The organism is Actinoplanes hulinensis, assembly GCF_019429605.1.
Classification (GTDB): Bacteria; Actinomycetota; Actinomycetes; order Mycobacteriales; family Micromonosporaceae; genus Actinoplanes; species Actinoplanes campanulatus.
In genome coordinates, this window is the sequence record NZ_JAHXZI010000017.1 from 1 (window position 1) to 23,385 (window position 23,385).

The 23,385-nt window shown below is 71.0% G+C and carries 21 protein-coding genes, 3 tRNA genes and 1 pseudogene; 15 read left to right on the forward strand and 10 right to left on the reverse strand.

What is annotated here, in order from left to right; genetic code table 11:
* The 3 genes and pseudogenes from KZ829_RS29200 to arfB all read right to left on the reverse strand — a co-directional run.
* Window positions 1-868 (reverse strand): hypothetical protein (locus KZ829_RS29200; RefSeq protein ID WP_220147131.1); only part of this gene is annotated, 868 nt, incomplete at its 3' end.
* 64 nt (window positions 869-932) lie between these two features.
* A pseudogene (locus tag KZ829_RS29205) lies at window positions 933-1,100 on the reverse strand (cation acetate symporter); the annotation flags it as partial.
* Between the two features lie 191 nt (window positions 1,101-1,291).
* On the reverse strand, window positions 1,292-1,714 hold the full coding sequence (gene arfB / locus KZ829_RS29210) for an alternative ribosome rescue aminoacyl-tRNA hydrolase ArfB (RefSeq protein ID WP_220147132.1): 423 nt from the start codon (window positions 1,712-1,714) through the stop codon (window positions 1,292-1,294).
* A gap of 126 nt (window positions 1,715-1,840) precedes the next feature.
* Here arfB and KZ829_RS29215 point away from each other — a divergent pair, with 126 nt between their 5' ends.
* The 4 genes from KZ829_RS29215 to thrS all read left to right on the forward strand — a co-directional run bounded on the left by KZ829_RS29215 (window position 1,841) and on the right by thrS (window position 7,029).
* Complete coding sequence (locus tag KZ829_RS29215; protein WP_220147133.1) at window positions 1,841-3,154, forward strand: M16 family metallopeptidase; 1,314 nt, start codon at window positions 1,841-1,843, stop codon at window positions 3,152-3,154.
* Window positions 3,151-4,491 carry a M16 family metallopeptidase gene (locus KZ829_RS29220; RefSeq protein ID WP_220147134.1) on the forward strand — a complete coding sequence of 447 codons (1,341 nt, stop codon included), beginning with the start codon at window positions 3,151-3,153 and terminating at the stop codon, window positions 4,489-4,491. Before KZ829_RS29215 ends, KZ829_RS29220 begins: the two co-directional genes overlap by 4 nt.
* A 142-nt stretch (window positions 4,492-4,633) precedes the next feature.
* Complete coding sequence (locus KZ829_RS29225) at window positions 4,634-5,629, forward strand: endonuclease/exonuclease/phosphatase family protein (RefSeq protein ID WP_220147135.1); 996 nt, start codon at window positions 4,634-4,636, stop codon at window positions 5,627-5,629.
* Between the two features lie 194 nt (window positions 5,630-5,823).
* Window positions 5,824-7,029 carry a threonine--tRNA ligase gene (gene thrS / locus KZ829_RS29230; protein WP_220147136.1) on the forward strand — a complete coding sequence of 402 codons (1,206 nt, stop codon included), beginning with the start codon at window positions 5,824-5,826 and terminating at the stop codon, window positions 7,027-7,029.
* Between the two features lie 38 nt (window positions 7,030-7,067).
* Here thrS and cimA read toward each other — a convergent pair whose 3' ends face one another.
* Window positions 7,068-8,672, reverse strand: coding sequence for a citramalate synthase (gene cimA / locus KZ829_RS29235; protein ID WP_220147137.1), 1,605 nt, complete (start codon window positions 8,670-8,672; stop codon window positions 7,068-7,070).
* Window positions 8,673-8,928: 256 nt separating this feature from the next.
* Here cimA and KZ829_RS29240 point away from each other — a divergent pair, with 256 nt between their 5' ends.
* Window positions 8,929-9,681: a tyrosine-protein phosphatase gene (locus KZ829_RS29240; protein WP_220147138.1), complete on the forward strand. Its 753-nt coding sequence runs from the start codon at window positions 8,929-8,931 to the stop codon at window positions 9,679-9,681.
* Window positions 9,682-9,905: 224 nt separating this feature from the next.
* Here the strand turns inward: KZ829_RS29240 and KZ829_RS29245 are convergent, their stop codons facing one another.
* Window positions 9,906-10,847: a 3-methyladenine DNA glycosylase gene (locus KZ829_RS29245; RefSeq protein ID WP_220147139.1), complete on the reverse strand. Its 942-nt coding sequence runs from the start codon at window positions 10,845-10,847 to the stop codon at window positions 9,906-9,908.
* A 133-nt stretch (window positions 10,848-10,980) separates the two neighbouring features.
* On the opposite strand from KZ829_RS29245, the gene KZ829_RS29250 reads away from it, so the two are divergent.
* The 4 genes from KZ829_RS29250 (at window position 10,981) to KZ829_RS29265 (ending at window position 13,906) form a co-directional block, all read left to right on the forward strand.
* Window positions 10,981-11,910, forward strand: coding sequence for an ABC transporter ATP-binding protein (locus tag KZ829_RS29250; protein WP_220147140.1), 930 nt, complete (start codon window positions 10,981-10,983; stop codon window positions 11,908-11,910).
* Entirely contained in the window at window positions 11,907-12,749 is an 843-nt protein-coding gene (locus KZ829_RS29255) for an ABC transporter permease (RefSeq protein ID WP_220147141.1), read from the forward strand. The genes KZ829_RS29250 and KZ829_RS29255 overlap by 4 nt, the downstream gene beginning before the upstream one ends.
* 17 nt (window positions 12,750-12,766) lie before the next feature.
* The gene (locus tag KZ829_RS29260) at window positions 12,767-13,009 is read left to right on the forward strand and encodes a helix-turn-helix transcriptional regulator (protein ID WP_183216626.1); all 243 of its coding nucleotides are present in this window, start codon (window positions 12,767-12,769) and stop codon (window positions 13,007-13,009) included.
* 102 nt (window positions 13,010-13,111) lie between these two features.
* Complete coding sequence (locus KZ829_RS29265) at window positions 13,112-13,906, forward strand: fumarylacetoacetate hydrolase family protein (RefSeq protein ID WP_183216623.1); 795 nt, start codon at window positions 13,112-13,114, stop codon at window positions 13,904-13,906.
* Here KZ829_RS29265 and KZ829_RS29270 read toward each other — a convergent pair.
* A complete protein-coding gene (locus KZ829_RS29270) occupies window positions 13,895-14,599 on the reverse strand; it encodes a TetR/AcrR family transcriptional regulator (RefSeq protein WP_220147142.1) in 705 nt (234 codons plus the stop codon). The genes KZ829_RS29265 and KZ829_RS29270 overlap by 12 nt on opposite strands.
* 46 nt (window positions 14,600-14,645) lie before the next feature.
* Here KZ829_RS29270 and KZ829_RS29275 point away from each other — a divergent pair, with 46 nt between their 5' ends.
* The 4 genes from KZ829_RS29275 to KZ829_RS29290 all read left to right on the forward strand — a co-directional run bounded on the left by KZ829_RS29275 (window position 14,646) and on the right by KZ829_RS29290 (window position 15,981).
* On the forward strand, window positions 14,646-15,449 hold the full coding sequence (locus KZ829_RS29275) for an NAD(P)H-binding protein (protein ID WP_220147143.1): 804 nt from the start codon (window positions 14,646-14,648) through the stop codon (window positions 15,447-15,449).
* A gap of 63 nt (window positions 15,450-15,512) precedes the next feature.
* Window positions 15,513-15,584: transfer RNA gene (locus KZ829_RS29280), tRNA-Gln, on the forward strand.
* Window positions 15,585-15,636: 52 nt separating this feature from the next.
* Window positions 15,637-15,709: transfer RNA gene (locus tag KZ829_RS29285), tRNA-Glu, on the forward strand.
* Between the two features lie 199 nt (window positions 15,710-15,908).
* Window positions 15,909-15,981: transfer RNA gene (locus tag KZ829_RS29290), tRNA-Glu, on the forward strand.
* Between the two features lie 44 nt (window positions 15,982-16,025).
* Here the strand turns inward: KZ829_RS29290 and KZ829_RS29295 are convergent.
* From KZ829_RS29295 to KZ829_RS29310, 4 genes are all read right to left on the reverse strand, one after another.
* A complete protein-coding gene (locus KZ829_RS29295) occupies window positions 16,026-16,775 on the reverse strand; it encodes an MBL fold metallo-hydrolase (RefSeq protein WP_220147144.1) in 750 nt (249 codons plus the stop codon).
* Window positions 16,772-17,560, reverse strand: a complete 789-nt coding sequence (locus KZ829_RS29300) for an alpha/beta hydrolase (protein WP_220147145.1) — start codon at window positions 17,558-17,560, stop codon at window positions 16,772-16,774. Before KZ829_RS29300 ends, KZ829_RS29295 begins: the two co-directional genes overlap by 4 nt.
* A 54-nt stretch (window positions 17,561-17,614) precedes the next feature.
* A complete protein-coding gene (locus KZ829_RS44670) occupies window positions 17,615-20,380 on the reverse strand; it encodes a helix-turn-helix transcriptional regulator (RefSeq protein WP_220147146.1) in 2,766 nt (921 codons plus the stop codon).
* A 98-nt stretch (window positions 20,381-20,478) separates the two neighbouring features.
* On the reverse strand, window positions 20,479-21,165 hold the full coding sequence (locus tag KZ829_RS29310) for an IclR family transcriptional regulator (protein ID WP_014447202.1): 687 nt from the start codon (window positions 21,163-21,165) through the stop codon (window positions 20,479-20,481).
* Between the two features lie 49 nt (window positions 21,166-21,214).
* On the opposite strand from KZ829_RS29310, the gene leuC reads away from it, so the two are divergent.
* Both leuC and leuD read left to right on the forward strand, forming a co-directional pair.
* Window positions 21,215-22,669, forward strand: coding sequence for a 3-isopropylmalate dehydratase large subunit (gene leuC, locus KZ829_RS29315; protein WP_220147147.1), 1,455 nt, complete (start codon window positions 21,215-21,217; stop codon window positions 22,667-22,669).
* Between the two features lie 20 nt (window positions 22,670-22,689).
* Window positions 22,690-23,280 carry a 3-isopropylmalate dehydratase small subunit gene (gene leuD / locus KZ829_RS29320; RefSeq protein WP_188119514.1) on the forward strand — a complete coding sequence of 197 codons (591 nt, stop codon included), beginning with the start codon at window positions 22,690-22,692 and terminating at the stop codon, window positions 23,278-23,280.
* The last annotated feature ends 105 nt before the right edge of the window (window positions 23,281-23,385 follow it).

A 23,385-nucleotide genomic window follows, 5' to 3' on the forward strand; every position in this document is an offset into this window, starting at 1 on the left:
CGCGCAGCGCGGTCAAGGAGTTCAAGCGGCCCAGCAAAGTCGTGGAAGATGCGGGGCATTTCAAGTCTTGAATCGCCGACAAGGTTTTTTCAAAACGTTGGATGCGGCTTTCGAGGTCCGTTCCACTCGGAAAGTTCGCATTCTTGAGCGCTACCTGCGCGTTCACTTGGGCTTGAGTGGGTGGGCAGCGACCGGGAACGTTTACCCCGGTAGGGCCCACGCGGTCGGCCGTCGCGTTCGGATTGCCCGGGCTGAAACCCAGCGCCGGCACCAAAGCGTCAATGTTACCGGAGCTGGCTCCGGCGTTCCCCGTCGCTCCACTCGCGGCCGCGTCACCGGATCCTGTGGCGGCGGCTTTGTCCGCTGGCGTTTCGTTCAAACCCAAACCACGCAGGATGTTATCGCGGTTCGCGTTTCCGCGCAGCGCGGTCAAGGAGTTCAAGCGGCCCAGCAAAGTCGTGGAAGATGCGGGGCATTTCAAGTCTTGAATCGCCGACAAGGTTTTTTCAAAACGTTGGATGCGGCTTTCGAGGTCCGTTCCACTCGGAAAGTTCGCATTCTTGAGCGCTACCTGCGCGTTCACTTGGGCTTGAGTGGGTGGGCAGCGACCGGGAACGTTTACCCCGGTAGGGCCCACGCGGTCGGCCGTCGCGTTCGGATTGCCCGGGCTGAAACCCAGCGCCGGCACCAAAGCGTCAATGCTACCGGAGCTGGCTCCGGCGTTCGTGGCGGCGTTGCTCATGCCGGTGCTGACGGCGAACGCGGTGCCGGCCAGAGCCGCAGCGGCAAGTCCTATGGCGATCTTGCGGTTGCGCCCGGTGAGTCCACTGCCCGGCCGCCGGTATGCACTGCTGCGTGATCTCCTCATGCCCGTGTTTACGTGCCTCGTTCGCCAGCGGACGGGGTTCGTACCTTAAAGATCCTTAAATGCTTCAACCCCGCAGGGACTCGGGTGCGTGCAGGCGCAACATCGTGGCGCCCACGTCGGCGGGCACGCGACCCGCGGTGCACAGGGAGACGCCCACCATGACGACGAACGCCAACGGAACGGTCCAGGCGGCAGGCTGACCGACGAGCACCGCCGGCCACCCGTGCAGCGGCGCGCTTGCTCGAGGAGATCCACGAGACACGGCAGGTAACCGATCGCCTCGCGCCGGACCTACGCGCTCACCGTCTCAAGCACAGTCCTCGCCGCGGTTGCGGCAGTAGCCGCGATCAGGGCCCTCTTCGACTGCGTAGAAGCCCCGTCCAAGGAAATCGCGGGACGGGGCTTCTACGCAGTCGAGCATGTTCAGTCGACGTCTCCACGTCGTCCCCGTTTTACCTGGCCACGCCGCTTCTTCTCGGCGATGCGCCGCTCGACCGATCCACGCGTCGGCTTCGTCGCACGCCGGGCGCGCGGCGGCGGCGCGACGGCCGCCGCGACGACGGACGCGAGCCGCGCTTCGGCAGCCTCTCGGTTGCGAAGCTGGGAGCGGTGCTCCGACGCTGTGATCGTCAGTACCCCGGTGATCAGGCGGCTGGCCAACCGCTCGACGGCTCTGGCCTTCAACCCGGGCGAGAGTAGGTCGGACCCCGCTAGGTCCCAGGACAGCTCAACACGCGAGTCCGTCGTATTCACGCCCTGCCCACCCGGGCCGCTGGAGCGGGAGAACCGCCAGCTCAGCTCGGCCTCGGGGATGGCCAGGCCGGGCCGGATCGATACGTCAGCCATCTGGTCATTCTCCCTGGGGCACGTCCTCGGACACGGCGCCCAGCATCGCACCCGCCGTGATCACGCGCCATCGAGATTGACATCCGGTCGCGCCGGAATCGTCCAGGACAGGGCAAGATTGGTCGGGTGACGTCACCAATCGCACCGGTCGCCACGACCGGTTATCCGTGGCCCATCGAAACCACGCGGCTCGCGAACGGCCTGCGCGTCGTCGTCAGCGAGGACCGGACGGCGCCCGTCGTCTGCGTCAACCTCTGGTACGACGTCGGCTCCCGCCACGAACCGCCGGGCCAGACCGGGTTCGCGCACCTCTTCGAGCACCTGATGTTCGAGGGTTCGCAGCACGTGAAGAAGACCGAGCACATGAAGCTGGTGCAGGGCAACGGCGGCTCGCTGAACGCGACGACCAACCCGGACCGGACGAACTACTTCGAGACCATGCCCTCCGAGCACCTGGAGCTGGCGCTGTGGCTCGAGGCGGACCGGATGGGCGGGCTGGTTCCGGCGCTCACCCAGGAGACGCTGGACAACCAGCGCGAGGTGGTGAAGAACGAGCGGCGTCAACGGTACGAGAACGTGCCCTACGGCGACGCCTGGCTGCGCCTGCTGCCGCTGCTCTACCCGCAGGGCCATCCGTACCATCACGCCACGATCGGGTCGATGGAGGACCTGAACGCGGCGGACCTGGACACCTTCAAGGCGTTCCACCAGCAGTACTACGCGCCGAACAACGCGGTCCTCACGGTCGTCGGCGACACCACCGCGGCCGAGGTGTTCGCACTGGCGGAGAAGTACTTCGGAGCGATCGCCACGGTGCCGGACATCCCGCCGGCGCCGGACGGCACGCTGCCCGCCCCGGCCCCCGAGCCGGCCCGGGAGGAGGTGACGGCCGCGGTGCCGGCCCCGCGGATCTACCTCTCGCACCGGACCTATCCGTTCGGGACCAAGGGGTACGACACGATGACCGTCCTCGCCACGGTGCTCGGCAACGGGCGGGGCAGTCGCCTCTACCAGCGCCTCGCCGACGGCGCCCGGATCGCCCAGCCGGACTACGTCGGCGCGTACGGCGTGGACCTGGCACACGCCCCCGCCCCGCTGATCGTCACCGCCACCGCCAAGGACGGCGTCTCCCTGGAGACCCTGGAGGCGGGCCTGTCCGACGTGATGCGCAGCCTGATCGACGAGCCGGTCACCGACGACGAGCTGAACCGGGCCAAGGCGCTGCTCACCACCGCCTGGTGGCGGCAGGTGTCCACGGCCGGCGGCCGGGCCGACACCCTCGGCCGGTACGCCACCCAGTTCGGTGACCCGGCCGCGGCCGCCGAGCGCCTGTCGCAGTGGCTGGCCGTCACCGCCGAGGACCTCACCGCGGCGGCGAAGGAAGTGCTGCGCCCCGAGTCCCGCGTCACCCTCACCTACGTTCCCGGGGAGCAGTCATGACCCTCGTCACGTCCCGCCCGGCCCCGGGCGCCGCCCGGCCGTACGCGTTCCCGGCCGTCCGCCGGATCTCCGCGCACGGCGGCACCGTGATCGCCGCTCACCTGCCGGGCCAGATCCTGGCCAGCGCCGTCCTGCTGCTGGACGCCGGCGCCGCCCGGGAGACCGACGGCCGGGAGGGCACCGCCACGGTGCTCGCCAAGTCGATGGAGGAGGGCACCCGCAAGCGTGACTCGGCGGCGTACGCCCTGGCGCTGGAGGGCCTGGGCGCGGAGCTCGCCCCGTCGGTGGACTGGGACGCCTTCCGGGTCGGCGTGTCGGCGCCCGGCCCGCTGCTGGCCGGCGCGGTCCGTCTGGCGGCCGAGGCCGCCCGGACCCCGAAGCTGGACCCGGCGGACGTGGCCCGGGTCCGCGACGACGAGGTGACCGCGCTGCGGATGGACTGGGCGCAGCCCGGTCCGCGGGCCGACGCGGCCCTGCGCGGCGACCTGTTCGGCGCCGACGGGAGGTACAGTCGCCCGCTGCACGGCGACCCCACCTCGGTGGCCGCGGTGACGGTGGAGGACGTGCTCGCCTTCCACGAGGCGTGGCTGCTGCGGCCGGGCGTGCTGCTGGTCGCCGGTGACCTGGACGGTCTGGATCTGGACGCGCTCGCCGAGGCCGCCTTCGAGGGCACCTCGGGGGAGCCGCTGGAGCCGGCCGGCCCGCTCGGCGTGGTGCTGCCCGACCGGCGGCGCACGATCCTGGTGGACCGGCCCGGCTCGGTGCAGTCGACGCTGCGGCTGGGGCACCGGGCACCGGAGCGGGCGACCCCCGACTACGTGCCGATGACGCTGGCCGCGACCGTGCTGGGCGGCGCCTTCACGTCCCGGCTGAACCACCTGATCCGCGAGGTGAAGGGGTACACGTACGGCATCCGCGGCTCGTACGCGATGACCCGCCGGTCCGGCCGTTTCGAGGTGGCCGCCGGGGTGCAGACCGCGGTGACCGCCCCGGCGATCCGGGACACCCTCGGCGAGATCGCGCGTACCGAGGCCGAGGGGGTGACCGAGGCGGAGCTGGAGGTGGCGCGTTCCTGGCGGGCCGGCCAGCTGTCGGTGGAGATGCAGACGCCGGGCGCGATCGCCGGCGCGCTGGCCAGCCTGGTGGTGCACGGCCTGCCCGACGACTACTACGAGACGCTGCGCCGGGAGTATCTGGAGGCGACCGTCGAGCAGGTGTCCCGGGCGGCCGTCGACCATCTGTCGACCGACCGGCTGACCCTGGTCGTCGAGGGTGACGGCGCGGTGATCCGCGACGAGCTGGCCGAGTTCGGCGACCTGGCCGACGCCGAGGTCTGACGTCCCGCCGCCCGGGGCCGGGGGAGTCCGGCTGGTTGTCGGGACTGTCCCAGCGCCCCGGGCGGCGACCGCCGTCGTCGATGATGTGACGTGGACCGCGTTGACCGTCGGCCGGTGGCGGCGGGCGGATAACGTCGCGGCCATGACGATCACCGACGCGCCGCCGGCGGTCCGCCCGGCCCGGCGCCGCCGCATCGTTCTCACCGTCCTGCTCTGGTTGTCGCTGATCCCGGCCGCCGTCTGGCTGCTGGGGCGCACCTTCGGGTGGGAGGCCGGCCACTGGGTCATGTTCCTGGCGTTCACGCCGTACGTCGCGGTGTGGACCCTGATCCCGCTCGCCGCGTCGCTGATCGCCCGCCGGTGGGCGGCCGCCGCAGTGGCGGCGCTGATCGCGTTCGGTTTCGCGGTGGCCGTGGTGCCGCGCGCCGTGCCGGACTCGGACAAGGGCCCGGAAAGCGGCGTCGAGTTGCGGGTGATGACGGCGAACCTGCTGTTCAGCGGCGCCGACCCGGAGGCGGTCGTGAAGCTGGTCCGGGAGCAGCGGGTGGACGTGCTGGCCGTGCAGGAGTTCACCGAGCGCGGGCAGAACGCGTTGCAGGTGGCCGGGATCGAGGAGATCCTGCCCCATCGCCAGTTCGCCCCGGAGTGGGGTGCGAGCGGCTCCGGCCTCTACTCCCGCTACCCGTTCGCCGAGCAGGCCGCCAAGCGCAACACCGGCGGCTTCCAGCAGGCCCACGCCGCCGTCCAGGTGCCGGGCGCCGGAACGATCTACGTCGAGTCGGTGCACCCGCTCGCCCCGTCGGAGCGGGACCGGATCCCCGGCTGGTCGACCGACCTGGGGGAGCAGGTGCCGGCCGAGGGCGGGCTGCCGAAGATCCTGATGGGCGACTTCAACGCGACTCTCGATCACCGTCAGCTGCGCGATCTGATCGGCACCGGCTACCGGGACGCCGCCGACGCCGTCGGCGAGGGCCTGGTGGGTAGCTGGGGGCCGTACGACGGGGATCCGATCCCACCGGTCACCATCGACCATGTGCTGGTCGACGAGCGGATCGGGGTGAAGGACGTGAAGGTCCATCCGGTGGCCGAGTCGGACCACCGAGCGGTGATCGCCTGGGTGACGGTGCCGGCCGCATGATCACTCGCCGAAACTGGCTCGCCGCGCGCGGCGGCGCCGCCTAACCTCGTGGGCATGATGCCGAGCTCGATCACGACCACGCCGGGATGTCCCGGCGTCCGATCGCGCTGAGCTGACAGCGACGACCACGGCCCCGGGCGACCTGCCCGGGGCTGTGTCGTTCCGGGGTCCCCGTTTCTCGAGGGAGACCCACGATGTCCGTAGATCACCGCCGGCTCGGCCGCGAGCTGGACCTGTTCGACTCCGACCCGCTGATCGGCGCGGGCCTGCCGTTCTGGCTGCCGGCCGGCGCGGCCGCCCGCCACGAGGTCGAGTCCTATCTGTACGACCTGGAGCGCCGCGCCGGCTACCGGCACGTCCACTCCCCGGCGCTGGGCAGACGCCGGATGTACGAGCTGTCCGGGCACTGGCACAACTTCGCCGACGAGATGTTCCCGCCGATGCGGGTCGGTGCGGACGAGCTGGTGCTGCGTCCCAGCCTCTGCCCGCATCACGCCCTGATCTTCCGGTCGCGCGGTCGTTCGTACCGGGAATTGCCGTTGCGGATCGCCGAGCTGGGACCGATGTACCGGGCGGAACGCTCGGGGGTTCTCGGCGGCCTGTCCCGGGTCCGGTCGATGCTGCTCAACGACGCGCACGTGTTCTGCGCCGAGGAGCAGGCGGGCGCCGAGGTGGCCGGGGTCCTGCGGCTGATGCGCGAGGCGCACGCCGCCCTCGGCATGGGCCCGGTTTCCTACCGGCTGTCGCTGCGCGGGCCCGGGAAGAAGTACGGCGGCGACGACGCGATGTGGGCGCGGGCCGAGGGGCTGCTGCGCGCCGCGCTTTCGCAGGAGCGGATCTCGTACGCCGAGGCGCCGGGCGAAGCGGCGTTCTACGGCCCGAAGATCGACGTTCAGGTGGCCGATCCGTCCGGCCGGGAGTGGACCCTCGCCACCGTCCAGGTCGACTACCACCAGCCGGAGCGGTTCGAGCTGGAGTACGTGGACGCGAGCGGCGGCCGGTCCCGTCCGGTGATGGTGCACCGCAGCCTGGCCGGGTCGATGGAGCGGCTCTTCGGGCACCTGATCGAGGTGCACGGCGGCGCGTTCCCGGTCTGGTACGCCCCGGTCCAGCTGGCGATCCTGCCGGTCGGCGCCGACCAGGACGAGGCGGCCCGGGAGTTCGCCGCGCGGGCCGCCGACCTGCGGGTGGAGGTGCTGCACGACGGTTCGGTCGGCGCCCGGATCCGGGAGTGCCGGAAGGTCCCGTACCTCGCGGTGATCGGCGCCCGGGAGGCCGCCGACGGCAGCGTGGCGCTACGGCTGCGCGACGGCCGTCAACTGGCCCCGATGCCCGGGGCGGCCGCGATCGAACTGATCATGGACAGGGTCGCTGCCGCAATCGGTGATCGCCGCCGCTGAGTTGGCAGCCGTCTGCCAACTCAGCGGTTACAGGGCGATTACCCGCGGCCCGAAGCGGAGCCGGCCGGCTCGGTTCGGGCCAAACCGTAGGTCAGGGAGTCCACGAGGGCCGTCCAGCTGGCCTCGACGATGTTCTCGTGGACGCCGACCGTGGTCCACTCGCGGTTGTGGTCGCTGGTCTCCAGCAGCACCCGGGTGATCGCGTTGGTGCCGTGGCTGCCCTCCAGGATCCGCACCTTGAAGTCGGAGAGCTCGAACGTCTTCAGCTGCGGGTAGTGGTTGCCGAGGGCGGTGCGCAGCGCCTCGTCCAGGGCGTTGACCGGGCCGTTGCCCTCGGCCGTGGCGATCACCCGTTCGCCGCGGACCCGGATCTTGACGGTGGCCTCGGAGATGACCGTGCCGTCCTCGCGGTGCTCGACCAGCACCCGGTACGACTCCAGGGTGAACGGCCTGGCCACGTCCGCGCCGGGCAGCTCGTTGCGGACCAGCAGCTCGAAGGAGGCGTCGGCGGCCTCGAAGGACCAGCCCTCGGCCTCCAGGTCCTTGACCCGCTGCGTGACCTTCGACAGGGTGTCGGGGTGGCCGGCCAGGTCCAGTCCGAGCTCACGGCTCTTGAGCTCGATGCTGGCCCGGCCGGCCATCTCGGTTACCAGGATCCGCATGTCATTGCCGACAACCGACGGGTCGATGTGGTTGTAGAGCAGCGGATCCACCTTGATGGCGCTCGCGTGCAGGCCCGCCTTGTGGGCGAACGCCGCGGCCCCGACATAGGCCTGGTGGGTGTCAGGGGCGATGTTGGCGATCTCGGCGAGCGCGGTGGAGACCCGCGTCGCCTTCTCCAGGCATCCGTCCGGTAGGACCTTCAGCCCGAGCTTGAGTTGCAGGTTGCTGACCGTGGCGAACAGGTCGGCGTTGCCGGGGCGCTCGCCGTACCCGTTGGCCGTGCACTGGAAGTGCCTGACCCCGGCCTCGACCGCGGCGACCGTGTTGGCGACCGCGCAGGCGGTGTCGTTCTGGCAGTGGATACCGAGCCGGTCCGGGGTCACCCCGGTCCGCTCGACCACCTCGTTGATCGCCTTGGTGATCATCGAAGGGAGCATGCCGCCGTTGGTGTCGCACATGACGACCCGCTCGGCGCCCGCCTCGATGGCCGCCTTCACCACGCTTGCGGTGTACTCCGGGTCGTACCGGAAGCCGTCGAAGAAGTGCTCGCAGTCCACGAAGGCGCGCCGGCCGTTGGCGACCAGGTGCCGGACGGTGTCCCGGACCATGTCCAGGTTCTCGTCGCCGGTGGTGCGCAGGGCCCGTTCGACGTGCCGGATGTCGGACTTCGCGACCACGCAGACCACCGGGGTCCCGGCGTCCAGCAGCGCCTTGACCTGGGGATCGCCGGCCACGTCGACGCCGGCCTTGCGGGTCGCCCCGAACGCGACCAGCACCGCGTTCCGTAGCTCCAGCTCGGTCTTCGCCCGTTCGAAGAACTCGGTGTCCTTGGGCATGGCGCCGGGCCAGCCGCCCTCGATGAAGCCCACTCCGAACTCGTCCAGCAGGCGCGCGACGGCGAGCTTGTCGGCGACCGTGTAGCTGATTCCCTCGCGCTGCCCACCGTCGCGCAGCGTCGTGTCGAACACCTGGTACTCCATCAGGGGATGTCCTTTCGGTCGGTCACCCACAGCAACAACAAAAAGACCCCCCGCGGATGCGGGAGGTCTGCGCGTCGGCGAGAGAGTCAGCCGGCGCGCTAGGTGCGAATAATCAGCACGGAGTGGGTCACGGGTGGAAGCATGCCACGGGCTACCGCAGTAGACGCCGGAAATCCAATAGCTGAGACGCAACGTACCGGCAAGAGTGACGAGATCGACCGGTGAGGCGATCGGCGCCGGCGGATAGGTTGGAGGCGTGGTGGCCGAAGCGTATTCACGAAACCTGCCGTTCTCCAAGGCCTACAACTTCCGGGACGTGGGCGGTTACGCCGGTCTCGACGGGCGCCGGGTGCGCTGGCGACGGCTGTTCCGGGCCGACGCGCTGCACAGCCTGGACGAGAAGGACGCCAGGATCTTCGCGGCTCTCGGGGTCCGGACGGTGATCGACCTGCGGCGTCCGCTCGAGGTGGAGAAGTTCGGCCGGGTCGCCGAGTCGCACGGCGTCGACTACCACAACCTGGTGCTCCGGCACGTGGACTGGGACGGGCTCGAGCACCCGGAGGACGCCGTGCGCGCCCGCTGGCTGGCCGACCGCTACCTCAACTTCGCCGAGGACGGCCGGGAGGGCATCGCCGAGTCGCTGCGCCTGATCGCCGACCGGGAGGCCGCGCCGGTGGTGGTGCACTGCATGGCCGGCAAGGACCGGACCGGCACGGTGTGCGCGCTGACCCTGTCGCTGCTGGGGGTGTCCGACGAGGACATCGCCGCCGACTACGCGCTGACCACCGAGGCGATGCGCCCGCTGACCGAGTCCATTCGCCTGACGAGCCCGGAGTCGATCCAGGGCAAGGACCACATGTTCGACTCACCGGCCGAGGCCATGCACCTGTTCCTCGATGACCTCCGTGAGCTGCACGGATCGGTCGAGTCCTACGTCAAGGAGATCGGTCTCACCGACGACGAGCTGGCGGCTCTGCGATCCCACCTGCTCACCCGTTCGGGTACTTAGCACCTGTCACTGGACTACCTGTCGTCACGCAACTGGCGGTATGCTCAGCGTCATGCCCGGCCTGGTGGCAACTACCCGATATGTGGCAGCCAGGCCGGGCCCCAGTTGCGGCCCACGTGGAGTGCGTCCCCAGGTGACGGGCCGGCTGGAGGCGGTCTCCGACACGGCCGCCGGCTCGGCTCGGGTGGTTCAGCGCGGAGCCGCCCGAGCCGGGTCCTCCCTGATCAGCGCTGATTGAAGGGGGCGACGGCCTCGCGGTTCTGCGCGGCGGCCTCCGGCCCGAGCAGAGCCTCGCAGACGCGGATCAGCCGGCTGCGCAGACCGGCCGCCCGGCGGGCCAGCTCACGCTGACGAGCCACATACTCCGCCTTGCCCTCCGCGGTCTCTATCTTGACCGGGGGGTGGCCGTAGGACGTCAGATCGTACGGACTCGCCTGCATGTCCAGCAGCCGGATCTCGCCGGCCAGGGCGAAACAGTCCAGGGCCAGCGCGCCCGGGACGGCTGGCCCGAGCTTCTGCGCCCACTTGTGCACGTCCATCGCGGCGTGCAGGCAGCCGGGCTGGTCCAGGTCGACCTGCGTGGCGCGGGTGGGTTGCAACCGGTTGAGCCCGACCGCCTCGGGTGTGAAGAACCGGAACGCGTCGAAGTGGGTGCAGCGGATGCTGTGCTGCTCGACCACCTGGTCGGTGCCCTCCTGGCCGAGGCGCAGCGGCAGCTCGTGGCGGTGCTCCGCGTCGCGGTAGACCATGGCCCACTCGTGCAGGCCGAAGCAGCCGGAGAAGACCGGGCGGGACGCGGTCGCGGTGAGCAGACCGTGGATGTAGCGGACGCTCTCGGCGCGGGCGTGCATGAACGCGTCCTGGTCGAGGGTGACGACGCCGCCCTCGTACGTCATGTAGAACTTCCAGCCGGCGTGCTCGGCCAGGCCGTCGGGGGCCGGGGAGAGGCCGGTGCCGACTCCGGGATGCCAGCGGCGCAGCAGCGACGGGCGGGTCCCGTAGTAGTCGTACAGAAAGTCCTCGATGGCGTGCTTGTCGCCCGTCGCGCGACGGGCACGGTGGCCCGCGGTCATCTGGTCGGCGCGCTCGGTGTGCGCCCGGGCGAGGGGAATCCAGGTGACCGAGGGCAGCGTGGTGGTGAGTGCCCTCACCTGCTTGATCCCCATCGCACCAATGTATCTAGCCAAGGCGATCAACACGATCACCGTTTGGCGCGAATGAGTTCCGCCACCAGAAGTGGCACTAAAGACATGCGCTGATGTGTAGTACATGTACTACGACTTTGATAGTGTGCTCGACATGACGGGATCGGTATTGGCCGCGGGCGCCGTGGCCGACACGCCGGGAGCGGAGCCGGTCATCGAGGTCCGCGATCTCCGCATGTCCTACGGCGACAAGGAAGTGCTGGCCGGCGTCGACTTCACGGCGGCCGCCGGCGAGGTGCTCGTCCTGCTCGGGCCCAACGGCGCGGGCAAGACGACCACGATCGAGATTCTGGAGGGCTTCCGCCGGCGATCCGGTGGCGAGGTGCGCGTGCTCGGTGTCGACCCGGAGCAGGGGGCCGAGCAGTGGCGGGCCCGGCTCGGCGTGGTGCTCCAATCGTGGCGCGACCACAGCAAATGGAAGGTCCGGGAGCTGCTGCACCATCTCGGCGGCTACTACGCGGAGTTCTCGACGGCCGACCGCCCGCGGCCCTGGCCGGTCGACGAGTTGCTCGAGGTGGTGGGGCTGACCGGGTCGGCGGGCACCCGGATCGCCCGGCTGTCCGGCGGCCAGCGGCGCCGCCTCGACGTCGCGATCGGCATCGTCGGGCGCCCCGAGCTGCTCTTCCTCGACGAGCCGACGGTCGGCTTCGACCCGGAGGCGCGGCGCGAGTTCCACGATCTGGTGCACCGGCTGACCGATGTGGACGAGACCACGATCATGTTGACCACGCACGACCTCGACGAGGCGGAGAAGCTGGCCGACCGCATCCTGATCCTGGCCAAGGGCCGGATCGTCGCGGACGGCTCGGCCGACGAGCTGTCCCGGCAGGTGGCCGGCGAGACGGAGATCCGCTGGACGCGGGAGGGGCAGCGGTTCGTGCACTCGGCGGCGGACGCGACCGGTTTCGTGCGGGAGCTGTTCCACCAGCACGGCGACGCGATCGGTGACCTGGAGGTGCGGCCGAGCAGCCTCGAGGAGACGTATATGAAGTTGGTCCAGGAGGCCGAGGGAGGCGCGCGATGATGCGGGTGGTGGGGCTTGGTCTACGGCGCGGCCTGATCGAGTTGCGGCAGAGCATGAGCAGCGGGACCGACCTCTTCGGGTATTTCCTGCCCGCCTTCTTCCTGGTGATCGCGCTCATCTGGATGCGCGACAGCACCATTCCCGGCACCGCGTTCGGGCTGGGCGCGCACAGCCTGGTCGGCTCGCTCGCCATGCTCATCGTGATCAGCGGATTCATGACGATGATGCAGTACCTCACGATGGACCGGGAGGACGGCACACTGCTGCGGGCCAAGGCCACGCCGAACGGGATGACCGGCTACCTGATCGGCAAGATCGTTCTGGTCGCCGGGGTGGCCGTGGTCAGCTGCCTGTTCGTTCTGGTGCCCGGGCTCTTCCTGGTGGACGGCCTGACCCTGGGCATCGACGGTGTGCTGGTCCTGCTCTGGCTGCTGCCGTTGGCGTTCGTGGCGACCATGCCGCTCGGTGCGGTGCTCGGCGCGCTCTTCGAGAATCCGCGCCAGGCATCGCTGATGATGCTGCCGATCATCGGTCTCACCGTGGTCTCCGGCATCTTCTACCCGGTCACGGCGCTGGCCGGTTGGGTGCAGGGCGTCGCGCAGGTGTTCCCGGTCTACTGGCTAGGGTTGGGCCTGCGATCGGCCTTCCTGCCGGATGCCCTTGCGGCCGCGGAGATCGGCGGCTCCTGGCGCCATCCACAGACGGCCGGGGTGCTGGTGGCGTGGTCGGTGGCCGGGCTGGTGCTGGCGCCGGGCATTCTGCGCCGGATGGCCCGCCGGGAGTCCGGTTCGGCGGTGGCGGCGCGGCGCGAGCGGGCGATGACCCGGATGACCGTCTGAGGGAGCGCGGAAGAGGCATGGCCAGTGAGGTCACCTACAACCGGATCGCGATGCTGCGCGCCGAGCGCGGCATCACCCGGCGGCAGCTCGCCGACGCTCTGGGGGTGCACTACCAGACGGTCGGCTACCTGGAGCGCGGCGAGTTCAGCCCGAGCCTGCACCTGGCGTTGCGGATCTGCACCTACTTCGAGGTGCCGGTCGAGGTGGTGTTCGCCCTGGAACCATTCCCGCGGCTCGGTGCGGAAACCCGATCGGCATAGGTTGTAGGGGAATGCCCGGCTGGTTGCCGGGGCTGTCTCAGCGGTGCCGGGACAGCCCCGGCAACCAGCCGGGCGCCCGCACCGCTACAGATGGGATTACCCGTGCGTTTCGCCCGCTTTGTTCATGCCGGTGGAGTGTCGTTCGGCGTCGTCGAGGGCGACGGCTCCTCGGGCCTGACGGTCGCCGAGATCGACAGCCTGCCCTTCAACGAGGTGCGCTTCACCGGGCAGCGGTGGGCCCTGGCCGACGTCCGGCTGCTCGCCCCGATCTTCTCCAGCAAGGTGATCGGAATCGGCCGCAACTACGCCGACCACGCCAAGGAGATGGGCAACGAGGTGCCCAAGGAGCCGCTGATCTTCATCAAGCCGTCCACCTCGGTGATCGGCCCCGGCGACGCCATCCGCATCCCCTCGGTGACCAGCCAGGTCGAGGAGGAGGCCGAGCTGGCCGTGGTGATCGGGGCCGCCGGCGCCCGCCGGGTCGACCGGGCCGGCGCCGAGAAGGCGATCTTCGGCTACACCTGCGGCAACGACGTGACCGCCCGTGACCTCCAGCGCAGCGACCCGCAGTGGACCCGGGCCAAGGGCTTCGACTCGTTCTGCCCGATCGGCCCGTGGATCGTCACCGGGCTGGACGTCAGCGACGTCGAGGTGCGCTGCGAGGTCGGCCAGGACCCGCAGAACCTGGAGGTCCGCCAGATCGGGCGTACGAAGGACATGGTCTTCGACATCCCGACGCTGATCTCCTACGTGTCGCACGTCATGACGCTGCTGCCCGGCGACATCATCCTCACCGGCACGCCGGCCGGGGTCAGCAAGATCGTCCCGGGGGACACCGTCTCGGTCAGTGTCCAGGGCATCGGCGAGCTGCGGAACCCGGTCGTGTCACTCGACTGAGCGCTCGATCCCGTCCAGCAGCAGGGCCAGGCCGTAATCGAACGCGGCCTGGTCCTCGAAGCCGCCCGCGTTCCACAGCGCGGTCATCGCCGGGTACGCCTCCACGTCGAACCACTTCTCCCAGAACTCGCCGCGCTCCGACCACCACGACTCGGTGGACTGCCCGCTGACCCGGCTGAGCCGCGCGTCCTCACCGGCCTCCCGGGCGAACGCGTAGACGTAGGCCGTCACCGTGATCGCCGCCCGGTTGATCTCCCCGACCGGCAGGCCCAGGCCGCTCAGCGTGGCGATCATGTACTCCCGCTCGGCCATCGTGCCCGGCCCCAGCGGCGGCCGCACCAGCGACACCTCGGTCAGCCAGGGGTGCGCCACGAACATCTCCCGGGTCCGCGCCGCGAAGACCGCCACCCGCTCGCGCCAGCCCGCCGCGTCCGCGCCGAGCCGCCGGGTCAGCAGCACCTGGTCGACCATCAGATCGACCAGGACCGCGCGGGAGGGCACATACGTGTACAGCGTCATGGTCGCCACCCGGAGATCGGCCGCCACCCGCGCCATCGAGGCCGCCTCCAGGCCGTCCGCGTCCGCGATCCGGACGGCCGAGGCCACCACCGCGTCGACGCTGAGCCGGGGCGGGCGCCCGGCGGCCTTCTTCGCGGGCAGATTTCCGCGCCAGAGCAGGGGGTAGTTCTCCATGATTCCGTATACCCTACGGGAAATAGTTTCCGTAGGGAGTACGAGAATGAGGATCCTTGTCACCGGCGCCACCGGGAACGTGGGCCGGATGGTCGTCGACGAGTTGCTGGCCAGGGGCGCGGACGACGTCCGGGCGCTCACCGTCGATCCGGAGCGGGCCGCGCTGCCGCCCGGCGTCGAGGTGGTGCGCGGCTCCTTCCGCCGGCCGGCGACGGTCGCCACGGCCCTGGCCGGCGCCGATGTGGTGTACCTCGCGCCCGACCCGGCCACCGTCTTCGAGGTCTGCCGGATGGCCGCCGAGGCCGGGGTGCGCCGGATCGTCGACATGGCCGGCGCGAAGGGCGACCACTGGCAGGCGGTCGAGGACGGCGTGGAGGCCAGCGGAGTGCCGTTCACCCATCTGGAGCCGGGCGAGTTCATGGCCAACGCCACCATCTGGGCCGCGCAGATCCGGGCCGGCGACGAGGTGCGGGACGCGTTCCCCGGCGCGATCAACGCACCCATCGCCCAGGAGGACATCGCCGCGGTCGCCGCCGAGGTGCTGCTCGGCGACGGTCATGAGGGGCGCTCCTATGAGCTGACCGGCCCGCAGGCGCTCAGCCGTCCGGAGAAGGTCGCCGCCCTGGCCGAGGGTCTCGGCCGGGACCTCGCCTACGTCGAGTTGACCGGCGATGCGGCGGTCGCCCAGTTCGAGCTGGCCATGGGGGAGTACGGGCGCTGGTACCTGGACGGGCTCGCCCAGCTCACGGCACATCCCCAGCGGGCGGTGTCGACGGTCGCCGATCTCCTCGGCCGTCCCGCGACCGCCTACGTGGAGTGGGCGCGGCATCACGCTGATCTATTCGGGTAACCCGATTTGGCGGGCCGGTTGGCCTCAGGTAAAGTTCTCTCCGGCGCGGCAAGCCGGGCCAAATGGGGTATGGGGTAATTGGCAGCCCGGCTGATTCTGGTTCAGCTAGTCTAGGTTCGAGTCCTGGTACCCCAGCGCGGCCCTCCTCCGGGAGGGCAGTGCTGGAAGCAGTGAAACAGCACGTTCTGGTCCCGTCGTCTAGCGGCCTAGGACGCCGCCCTCTCAAGGCGGTAGCGAGGGTTCGAATCCCTTCGGGACTACATCAGAAACGGCCCGCATCCTCGGATGCGGGCCGTTTCGCTTTCCCCACCCATTCCCGGTACGACGTGAGCACACCCGGGAGGCCGGGCCGGCGCTCTGAGGTGGGTGGATATCCGATTTCGGCTGCGGACCGCGGGCTGATAGAGTTCAGCGCGCCACCGGGGAAAGCCGGAGGCGAATTGAGATTTGGCAAGACCTGGTCCCGTCGTCTAGCGGCCTAGGACGCCGCCCTCTCAAGGCGGTAGCGAGGGTTCGAATCCCTTCGGGACTACAGCGAGAGCGGCCCGCACCGATCAAGGTGCGGGCCGCTCTGCTTTAAAGCGTGGTGGGGACGCCGGGTGTGAGCCAGGTCAGGGTGCCGGGCGGGAAGGCGTCCTCCACACCGGCACGGCCCTCATGGAAGTGGGACCAGCCCTCGTAGTGGACCGGCACCACCTTCCGCGGCCGCAGCGACTCGACGAGGCGGGCCGCGTCCCGGCCGTTCATGGTGTAGCTGATCGGGCCGGTGAGCCCGAACCGGACCTCGCCGAGGTGCAGGATCGCGGTGTCGACGGTGAACCGGGACGCCACCTGCCGGACCCCGCCGAACAGCACGGTGTCCCCGGAGATCCAGATCACCGAGGTGCTGCCCGGCGGCCGCAGGGCGAACCCGATCGCCTCGCCGACGATCGGCCGGCTCAGCGGCGGGCCGTGCCGGGCCGGGGTGGCGGTGACCTCGATCTCACCGACTCCGGCGGACCGCCACGGCGCCAGCCCGGTGGCGTTGCCGCCGAGCCGGCGGGCCCCGCTCACCGTGGTCAGCACCACCGGTACGGACGGCAGCAGCGCCCGGCCCGCGCCGTCCAGATTGTCCCCGTGGTGATCGTGGGTGAGCAGCACCGCGTCGATCGGCCCGAGCTCGCCGGCGGCCACCGCGGGGCCGGCCGTCTTGACCGAGGACGTGCCGAGGCCGAACGAGTACCGCCGGCCCGGTTCGTCGAAGGTCGGGTCGGTGAGCAGCCGTACCCCGGCCAGTTCGATCAGGGTGGTGGGGCCGCCGATGTGGGTGATCCGCAGGTCGTTCACCGGGCGTGCCGCAGGGCCCAGTCCAGGACCTCGTCGGCGATCTGCTCCCAGCCCTTCTGGGCGGGCAGCAGATGGGCGTAGCCCTCGTACTCGCGGATCTCGGTCACCGTGTTCGACCGGTAGTGCTTGTGGTTCGACCGCTGCACCTCGGGCGGCATGATGTGGTCCTCGGAGCCGGAGACGAACAGCAGCGGCGCCCGCTCGTCGTTGTGGTAGTCGACCCAGGTGTCCTGGTGGCCGGGCTGGAAGTTGGCGAGCACGCTGCCCCACAGGATGCCCCCGTTGGCCGGGACGGCGTACCGCTCGTAGAGGGTCCTCGACTCCTCCGGGGTGAACGTGTTGGTGAACGCGTAGGTCCACTGCTCCAGCGTCAGCGGCACCGCCCGGTGCCGGTTCGCCGGGCTCTTCAGCACCGGGAAGGTGGACTTCACCTGAGACAGCGGCACCACCCGCACGCCCTCGGTGGGCGCCGAGTTCATCGCCACGCCGGCCGCGCCGTACCCGTGGTCCAGCAGGATCTGGGTGAACGCGCCGCCGGCCGAGTGACCGATGATGATCGGCGCCTCGGGCAGTTCCCGGATCTGCTCCTCCAGGTGCGCGATGATCCGCGGCACGGTGACGTTCAGGACCGGGGTGGGGTCGGCGTTGAGGGATTCCACCTCGACCTCGAAGCCGGGGTAGGCGGGGGCGATCACCCGGTGGCCCTTGGCCTCGTAGTGGGCGACCCAGTTCTCCCAGCTCCGCGGCGTGACCCAGAATCCGTGCACAAGAACGATCGGCTTCATGTCCTACGATCCTGGTGGGAACGTGCCCACCAGCGAATCCCGTGGAACTCGTAGTCAGTCGTGCAGCACGCCGCGCAACCGCCGCCGCGAGGTGACGCCGAGCTTCCGGAACACCTTCCGCAGGTGGTAGTCGACCGTGCTGGGGCTCAGGTAGAGGTGCGCGGCGATCTCCGCGTTCGTCGCCCCGGCGCCAGCCAGGCGGGCCACGGCGGCCTCCTGCGGGGTCAAGGCCGTTTCGCTCTCCTTCGGTACGGGTGAGCGCACGCTTTCCCCGGTCGCCCCCAGCTCGGCACGGGCGCGCCCGGCGAACACCGTGGCCCCGGCCTCCTCGAACATCTCCAGCGCCGTGGCGAGCTGGTCCCGGGCGTCACGCCGGCGCCGGCGGCGGCGCAGCCACTCGCCGTAGAGCAGCCGGGCCCGGGCCAGGTCGCCCCACGCCGGTGTGGCGGCGAGCCGCTCGACGGCGGCGCGGTAGTGCTCCTCGGCCTCCTCGGGCGCGGCCAGCAGGGCCCGGGACCGGTCGAGCAGGCCCAGGGCCCGGGGTGTGCCGCTGTTGCCGGCGGCCGAGGTCAGGTCGGCACAGGCGAGTTCGGCCGTCGCGCGGTCGCCGGACCGGAGGGCGGCCTCGACGAGATCGGGCAGGGCCCAGGCGTACCGGCGGGGCCGGCCCAGGTCGACGATGTCCAGCAGCAGCCCACGGGCGGCCGGATAGGCGCCGCTCGCGATCTCCAGCCCGGCCACGGCGAGACGGGTGACCGCGTGCATGCCGCCCATGTGCAGCATCTCGAAGACCCCCAGGGCCTGCGGAACGGTCTCCCGGAAGCCGTCCGGGGCGCGCCAGGCCACCAGTTCGGGATGCCGCCACACCTGCTCCTGCTCGGCGGTGATGCCGATCGACCGGCGCAGCCGCTGCCCGGCGGCGTCGTGCCGGTCGGCGTGCCGCAGCCGGCCCAGCGTCGCGTCGGTCATCGCGCCGACGAAGTGGACCAGGTCCAGTGTGTGCAGGGCGCCGGTGCGCCGGGCGGCGGCCTCGGCCCGGTCCAGCAGCAGCAGTTTGGTGTCGTCGTCCCAGAGCAGGTTGCAGTAGTTGATCCCGACGACGAACCGGCGGCGCAGCGTCTCGTCCGGGAGGGCCGGGTCGGCGATCGCGGCGATCGCCCGGCGCAGCAGGGGTACGCAGGCGGCGTACCCGTCCCGGACGAACGACGCGTAACCGGCCAGCAGGAGCCCGTCCAGCCCGTCCGGATCGGTGGCGGCGAGCCGGGCGGCCTCGGCCGCGACCGTGGTCTCGCTCACCGACGACAGGTGCTCCGCGCCGATGGCGTGGTCGACGGCCTGCACGGCGGCCCGCCGGGCCCGGCCGTGGTCGGCGCCGAACGCGCCGGCCGCCTCCAGGCAGAGGGCGGTGGCGTCCCGCAGCGCGGTGGGCGCGCCGGTGTTGACCGTGGCGAGGGCCCGGGTGAGCAGCGCCGACCCGCGGGCCGGCCCGGACAGGTGATCGTCGCCGGCGGTCTCCAGCAGCAGCAGGGCCCGGACGGGCGCGCCGGCCGCCATCGCGGCGGCGGCCGCCTCCACCCGGCGTCCGGTGCGGACCGTCTCGTCCGGGGTCAGCTCGGCCGCCCGGCTCAGGAAGGTGGACCGGGCGGCCTGCCCGCCGCGGGCGCCGGCCCGGTCGGCACGGCGCTCCAGCTCGGCGGCGACCGTCTCGTCCGGCGCGGCGGTGGCGGCGGCCAGGTGCCAGGCGCGACGGTCGGCGTCGGCGTCACCGGTGATGGCGGCCGCCAGGGCGGCGTGCACGGCCCGGCGGCGCGGGGGCGGGGCGTCGCCGTAGACCGCCGAGCGGACCAGGGGATGCCGGAACACCACCGGCGGGATGCCGGACACCAGCCGGTCCGACTCGGCGGGCGCGGCGTCCTCCGGTCGTACGGCCAGGAGCCCGGCGGCGGCCAGCAGATGGTCGTGACGGGCGCCCGCACCGGCCGCCGCGAGCACCAGCCAGGTCCGGGTGGCCTCCGGGTAACCGCTGACCCGCGCCGAGTAGTGCGCCTCCAGGCGGCTGCCGATCGGCACCGGATCGGGCAGCGGGGAGGCGCCGCGCAGCTGCTCGGCGGTGAGTTCCCGGCCCAGGTCGGTGAGGGCCAGCGGGTTGCCGCCGGTGCTCTCCGCGACGTGCTCGGCCAGACCCAGGTCCAGGTCGCCGGTGACCACGTCGGAGAGCAGCGCCATGGCGGCGTCGCGGGCCAGGCCGGTGATCTCCAGCACGTCCACACCGGCGAGCAGCCCCGGATCCTCGGCGACCACCCGCTGGCCGAAGAGCAGGACGACACCCTCGGCGTGCAGGCGGCGGGCCACGAAGGCGAGGGCGCGGGCCGAGTCCGGGTCGAGCCAGTGCACGTCGTCGACGACGCAGAGCCGGGGTGCGGCCGCCAGCAGGGTGAGCGCCGCGAGGCTGACCAGGTAGAGGTCGGGGGTGTGGCCGTCGGTGAGACCGCAGGCCACCTCCAGGGCGGCGCGCTGGGCGGGCGGGAGGTGGCCGCGTTCCGGCAGGAGCGGGATGAGCAGGCGGTGCAGTCCGGCGTACGGCAGCCCGGCCTCCGCCTCGACACCGCTGATGACGAGCGTCCCGGCGCCGCTTCCGGCCGGTGCGCCGGTTGCCGTGCTCAGCGCGTACCGGAGCAGTGCGGTCTTGCCCGCGCCGGGCTCGCCGCGCAGCACCAGGGCCGCGCTGTGCCCGGATCGCGCCCCGGAGAGGAGGCCGTCCAGGACGGCGCACTCGGTTTCGCGCCCGAAGAGCCGATCGCCCTGTCCGAAGAGCCTCACGGCGGCAGCCTATCCACTCATCGAGATCTCTCGCCGGAAACGAAGCCGCCCCGCGCGGTGGCGGGGCGGGCGGAGGGGAAGGAGAAGGGGAGGGCGGGTCAGAGGCCGGACAGGCGCTGGCCGGCGCGGACGACGGCCATGGCGTGGCGCTCACCGGGGCGGCGGCCCAGTCGCTCGATCGGACCGCTTATCGAGATGGACGCGATCACCCGGCCGGTCCGGTCGCGGATCGGCGCGGAGACGCTCGCCACACCCGGCTCGCGTTCGGCGACGCTCTGTGCCCAGCCGCGGCGCCGCACCTCGGCCAGCGTGCGGCCGGTGAACTTGCAGCGCGGCAGGAGCGGCATCACCGCCTCGGGCGGCTCCCACGCGAGCAGGATCTGGGCGGCCGAACCGGCGACCATCGGCAGCACCGACCCGACCGGCACGGTGTCGCGCAGGCCACTGGCGCGCTCGGCGGCGGCGACGCAGATGCGCTCATCGGCACGGCGCAGGTAGAGCTGAGCGCTCTCGCCGGTCGCGTCCCGCAGTGCGGACAGCAACGGCTCGGCGGCGGTCAGCAGAACGTCCGGGGCGGCATTGGCCAACTCGCCCAATCTCGGTCCTGGACGCCATCTTCCTTGAGTGTCCCGCACCAGCATCCGATGAATCTCCAGAGCCTGGGCCAGGCGATGTGCGGTCGCCCGCGGCAGCTTGGTGCGCTCGACGAGTTCGGCCAGGCTGGCGCCATCGACACACGCGGCGAGGATGACTACCGCCTTGTCGAGAACGCCTACACCGCTCATACTGTGTCCCACAAGCCGAAACATACATTCCAGAATTTAGGATGTCCAGATGGTGGGAGTCACTCCCCAGAGCGGGAAACCCAGGACCCTGGCCGAGAAGGTCTGGGATGACCACGTGGTGCGCACGGCCGAGGGTGAGCCCGACCTGCTCTTCATCGACCTGCACCTGCTGCACGAGGTCACCAGCCCGCAAGCCTTCGACGGACTGAGGATGGCCGGCCGGCCGGTTCGCCGGACCGACCTCACGCTCGCGACGGAGGACCACAACACCCCGACCGGGTATGCGGACCCCGCGTTCAACACCAAGCGCGGTGAGCTGTTCACGATCGCCGACACGACCTCGCGCACGCAGATCGAGACGCTGCGGAAGAACTGCGCCGAGTTCGGTGTCGAGATCCGCCCGCTGGGCGATGTGAACCAGGGCATCGTGCACGTGATCGGCCCGCAGCTGGGTCTCACCCAGCCCGGCATGACGATCGTCTGCGGCGACTCGCACACCGCGACCCACGGCGCGTTCGGCGCGCTGGCCTTCGGCATCGGCACCAGCGAGGTCGAGCACGTGCTCGCCACCCAGACGCTGCCGCAGGCCAAGCCGCGGACGATGGCCGTCACCGTGGTCGGCGAACTGGGCCCGGGCGTCTCCGCGAAGGACCTGATCCTCGCCCTGATCACGCAGACCGGCACCGGCGGCGGCAACGGCCACATCGTGGAGTACCGCGGCGAGGCCATCCGCAAGCTCTCCATGGAGGGCCGGATGACGATCTGCAACATGTCGATCGAGTGGGGTGCCAAGGCCGGCATGATCGCGCCGGACGAGACCACGTTCGCGTACCTCGAGGGCCGTCAGCACGCCCCGAAGGGCGAGCAGTGGGACGCCGCGGTCGAGTACTGGAAGACCCTCGCCACCGATGAGGACGCCGAGTACGACACCGAGATCGTCCTGGACGCCTCGCAGATCAGCCCGTTCATCACCTGGGGCACCAACCCGGGCCAGGGCGCGGCGCTGAACAGCGTGGTGCCGAACCCGGAGGACTTCCTGGACGAGGTCGAGCGCGGCGCCGCCGAGCGCGCGCTGGCGTACATGGACCTCACCCCCGGCACCCCGTTCCGTGAGGTCCCGGTCGACGTGGTCTTCGTCGGCTCGTGCACCAACGGCCGGCTCGAGGACCTGCGCGCCGCCGCCGACGTGATCCGTGGCCGCAAGGTGGCCGACGGCGTCCGCATGATGATCGTGCCGGGCTCCTACCAGGTGCGTGAGCAGGCCGAGGCCGAGGGCCTGGACAAGGTCTTCACCGAGGCGGGCGCCGAGTGGCGGTTCGCCGGCTGCTCCATGTGCCTGGGCATGAACCCGGACACGCTCAGCCCCGGCCAGCGCGCCGCGTCCACCTCCAACCGCAACTTCGAGGGCCGGCAGGGCAAGGGCGGGCGCACCCACCTGGTCTCGCCACAGGTCGCCGCCGCCACCGCCGTGGTCGGCCGGCTGGCCGCCCCCGCCGACCTCTGACCAGCCGGGAGACATCAGCCATGGACAAGTTCGTCACCCACAGCGGCAAGGTCATGCCCCTGCGCCGCTCCGACGTGGACACCGACCAGATCATCCCGGCGGTCTACCTGAAGCGGGTCACCCGGACCGGCTTCGAGGACGGGCTCTTCAACGCCTGGCGTGAGGACCCGGACTTCGTGCTGAACCGGCCGCGGCACGCGGGCGCCACCATCCTGGTCGCCGGACCGAACTTCGGCACCGGCTCGTCCCGGCAGCACGCCGTCTGGGCGCTGCGCGACTGGGGCTTCAAGGCGGTCATCGCCTCCCGCTTCGGTGACATCTTCCGCGGCAACTCCCTCAAGGAGGGCCTGCTCCCGATCCAGCTGGACCAGAAGATCGTGGAGAGCCTCTGGGACCTGGCCGAGAGCGAGCCGGAGAAGGAGATCACCGTCGACCTGGAAGGCCGCGTGGTCCGGGTGGACGACGCCGCCTACGGCTTCCCGATCGACGATTTCAGTCGCTGGCGCCTCATGGAGGGCCTCGACGACATCGGACTGACGCTGCGGCACGAAGGCGCGATTACCGCGTACGAGAAGGGCCGCCCCGCTTTCAAGCCGGCCGTCGTTCTTTAGTTCCTCTTCGCCAATTCGCCCCTGCCGGGTCACCCGGCAGGGGCGAATTCGTTGGGACACAACGCATTTTTCCCCTGAATGTTTCTGTAACCGGGTCACAGGGCA

What these genes read in the sequence shown, in the direction of transcription:
- arfB (WP_220147132.1), bottom strand. Translation starts at nt 1,714, where the DNA reads ATGGCTGACGTATCGATCCGGCCCGGCCTGGCCATCCCCGAGGCCGAG.
- KZ829_RS29220 (WP_220147134.1), top strand. Translation starts at nt 3,151, where the DNA reads ATGACCCTCGTCACGTCCCGCCCGGCCCCGGGCGCCGCCCGGCCGTAC.
- KZ829_RS29225 (WP_220147135.1), top strand. Translation starts at nt 4,634, where the DNA reads ATGACGATCACCGACGCGCCGCCGGCGGTCCGCCCGGCCCGGCGCCGC.
- thrS (WP_220147136.1), top strand. Translation starts at nt 5,824, where the DNA reads ATGTCCGTAGATCACCGCCGGCTCGGCCGCGAGCTGGACCTGTTCGAC.
- cimA (WP_220147137.1), bottom strand. Translation starts at nt 8,672, where the DNA reads ATGGAGTACCAGGTGTTCGACACGACGCTGCGCGACGGTGGGCAGCGC.
- KZ829_RS29245 (WP_220147139.1), bottom strand. Translation starts at nt 10,847, where the DNA reads ATGGGGATCAAGCAGGTGAGGGCACTCACCACCACGCTGCCCTCGGTC.
- KZ829_RS29250 (WP_220147140.1), top strand. Translation starts at nt 10,981, where the DNA reads ATGACGGGATCGGTATTGGCCGCGGGCGCCGTGGCCGACACGCCGGGA.
- KZ829_RS29255 (WP_220147141.1), top strand. Translation starts at nt 11,907, where the DNA reads ATGATGCGGGTGGTGGGGCTTGGTCTACGGCGCGGCCTGATCGAGTTG.
- KZ829_RS29260 (WP_183216626.1), top strand. Translation starts at nt 12,767, where the DNA reads ATGGCCAGTGAGGTCACCTACAACCGGATCGCGATGCTGCGCGCCGAG.
- KZ829_RS29270 (WP_220147142.1), bottom strand. Translation starts at nt 14,599, where the DNA reads ATGGAGAACTACCCCCTGCTCTGGCGCGGAAATCTGCCCGCGAAGAAG.
- KZ829_RS29275 (WP_220147143.1), top strand. Translation starts at nt 14,646, where the DNA reads ATGAGGATCCTTGTCACCGGCGCCACCGGGAACGTGGGCCGGATGGTC.
- KZ829_RS29300 (WP_220147145.1), bottom strand. Translation starts at nt 17,560, where the DNA reads ATGAAGCCGATCGTTCTTGTGCACGGATTCTGGGTCACGCCGCGGAGC.
- KZ829_RS29310 (WP_014447202.1), bottom strand. Translation starts at nt 21,165, where the DNA reads ATGAGCGGTGTAGGCGTTCTCGACAAGGCGGTAGTCATCCTCGCCGCG.
- leuC (WP_220147147.1), top strand. Translation starts at nt 21,215, where the DNA reads ATGGTGGGAGTCACTCCCCAGAGCGGGAAACCCAGGACCCTGGCCGAG.
- leuD (WP_188119514.1), top strand. Translation starts at nt 22,690, where the DNA reads ATGGACAAGTTCGTCACCCACAGCGGCAAGGTCATGCCCCTGCGCCGC.